Annotated in this window: 2 protein-coding genes; one reads left to right on the plus strand and one right to left on the minus strand. The window is 53.1% G+C overall.

Features of this window, described 5'->3' with window-relative positions:
* Positions 1 to 977: helix-turn-helix domain-containing protein (locus AC2FNR_RS22010; RefSeq protein ID WP_496851494.1), on the minus strand; the 977-nt coding region annotated here is incomplete at its 3' end.
* Positions 978 to 1,159: 182 nt separating this feature from the next.
* Between AC2FNR_RS22010 and AC2FNR_RS22015 the strand changes: the two genes are divergently transcribed.
* A partial coding sequence (locus AC2FNR_RS22015; RefSeq protein WP_496851496.1) for an amidohydrolase family protein occupies positions 1,160 to 1,614 on the plus strand: 455 nt, incomplete at its 3' end.

The raw sequence follows: 1,614 nt of genomic DNA on the forward strand, positions 1-1,614 counted from the left end.
GACCATTTTCGGAAGGCCCTCGAAAACGCAGTGGGGTCTGCGTAGCCAAGCCGCAGTGCGGTCTCACTAACGGACTTTCCTGCTGGACCCAGCAGCTTCTTTGCTTCTTCCAGTTTGACGCCAGATATGACCTGAGAGGCCGATTGCCCGTAAGGGGCCAGCCGATTGTTCAATGTCTCCCGGTGGAAACCGCACAGGCGCGCCAGTTCGTTTACACCAAATCCTGGTTCGCCAAGATGAATTCGGATCAGGCCCTGAAGCCCGGTTAAGAAATCTTGAGGCGCATGCTGCTCGGGGGTAGCGCCTGTCTGGTCTGACGGGTTTTCCAGTGTTTCCGGGAGCAACTGATGGCTCAGCCAGGTTGAAGGAAACCGGATCGAAAATCCCTGTGGGCCGCACTTGATGGCTTGAACACCATGAAAGTGCTTGGGCAGCACGTCAGGTTCGCTTACCCGTAAAATGATCTGGCTCGGGTCCCACCTGAAATCGAGAACCCGATGAAGCAAGGATATCCAGATGCTCGCCAGAAATGCATCGGTCTGTCCGGGCGAAACCGAAATGTTGAAGTTCCGCTTGGCACTGAAATAAGCGTGCTCGCCTTCCACTAGCAGCGATTGCGTGACAGCGTTGGATTCTTTCGAGACGGCTTGAGTGTAGCGCGTAAAGAAGTCACCCAGCGTCAACGCCTCGGCCAACATGTCACCAAGAGTTAAAAACCGAAAAAGGTCAATTGATTGACCAACTTGCGCGCAGAAGTCCGGTGCTGTTGCATCAGCAGCGGCTTGATGGATTTTATAGATCGTCTCGTGTGGCAAGAAATTCTGGCGATCCATCACTTGGGATTCGCTTACGCCCAGAGGGTCTAGAACGAAGGCTGGTTCAACACCGGCGCCACGCAAAGCAGCTACCACCGGTGCAGCAACCGATGCCCGAACCAGCGGCAAGGCCTTCTTTTTGTTTTGGTCAAATGCGTCCATGTCGCCCTCAAATATCATGAAGTTAACGACAGATAGACAGAAAACACACAAAAAGGTGCGAAAAGCTTGCAGAATGCAAAATCAATTTGGCTAAGCCCGTCATGCTGTCAGGCAATATTCGGCGATCACTCTAAAATCACATTCAGAAATATACATCTGTGATTCGCATTTTGAGAACTTCGATGACGCCGAAATTCAAACACTTGGTGGCCACGACAGCCTTTTCTGCAAGCCTGGTAATCGCGGGCCAAGGTTTTGCGCAGGAAGAAAGCTTTCCGATCCTATTTACCAACGTGCACGTGTTTAACGGTGTCGATGAACAGCGAATTGAGAACGCAAACGTTCTGGTCGTGGACAACCTGATCGCAGACGTATCAGCGGAACCACTGGCCGTCGCCAATGCACAGATCATTGACGGTGGTGGTCGAACCCTGATGCCGGGCCTGATCGACGCACATGTACATATGACGGTCACCGAACCGGTGGCGGACCTGCGCGATAACTTCGACTGGATGTACTGGGGTGCAGTCTCCACGATTGAGGCCGAGAAAATGCTCTTGCGTGGTTTCACAACCGTTCGGGACGCGGGCGGCCCGGCAATTGGTCTGCAAAAAGCTATAGACCGCGGTAAGGCCGT

It is taken from the genome of Ruegeria sp. SATB045, assembly GCF_059613525.1.